The following is a 775-nucleotide window of genomic DNA, read 5'->3' as shown; positions in this document are numbered from 1 at the left end:
TCCAGGTTATCGTAATCACGTACCCGGTCAAATGGGCCGTTCCGGTCATAGATCTGGCTGAAGCAGACCACACATTCCCGGTACAGGGGAAGGGAATGGACCGTCAGGTAGTTCTGCAGTGCATAGTTTAGCGGCTCATGGAGAAAGGCAGCGTTGACGTGCTGCTTTCTTTTGGGAAGCAGGCCCGGAAGCGTAATGGAGATCAGATCTTCGTCCTGCCGGATCTCAATCCCCTGGGCATCTGCCGCTTCTTTTAAGTATCCGCTCCGTTTTTCCGGGGCGGCCAGACAGACCAGGTTCCGCATCTGGCAGGCGATCCGTTCCGCCCGCAATGCAGCATTCATACTCAGATCCCCGTAGTTTTCCGGATATGCACGGATATCGGTGGTTTTCAGTGCAAAAACCGTGTTGTTAAGTTTCTGGATCTCTCCTTCCAGCTTCGCAAGCCGTTCATAGAGAATTTTCTGGTTTGAAATGGTGTATTACCTCCTTCCGTAGTAGCTGACAGAGCCGGAGTCATCCACGACACAGAAAGCAAGCACTCCTTCAATCGAGAGTTTGGCAGCCTGCTGGATATTTTCCAGCACCACAAGACGCAACACATCGTGGCGGGGAATGGATTTCATCACATGATCCACTAAAATTTCCTGTTCCAGCGGCACATAGAGGATTTCGTATTCCTCATTTTCTGAAAAGAAGTGAAGTTTAACAGGAAAATCCCCGCTGGTATGGAATACGATGGGTTTTTCAAAATCCAGTAAAACCCAGAAGGCGG

The 775-nt window shown here is 50.2% G+C and carries 2 protein-coding genes; both read right to left on the bottom strand.

The features are described from left to right. The coding region (locus B5E53_RS18720) for a DUF6100 family protein (RefSeq protein ID WP_242963824.1) at positions 1-425 on the bottom strand (425 nt) is incomplete at its 3' end. Positions 426-482: 57 nt separating this feature from the next. Continuing rightward, a partial coding sequence (locus tag B5E53_RS18715) for a DUF5697 family protein (protein WP_242963823.1) occupies positions 483-775 on the bottom strand: 293 nt, incomplete at its 5' end.

This window comes from Eubacterium sp. An11 (genome assembly GCF_002161065.1).
GTDB classification, from domain to species: domain Bacteria; phylum Bacillota; class Clostridia; order Lachnospirales; family Lachnospiraceae; genus Anaerobutyricum; species Anaerobutyricum faecale.
This window is presented reverse-complemented; position numbering and strand designations above follow the sequence as displayed.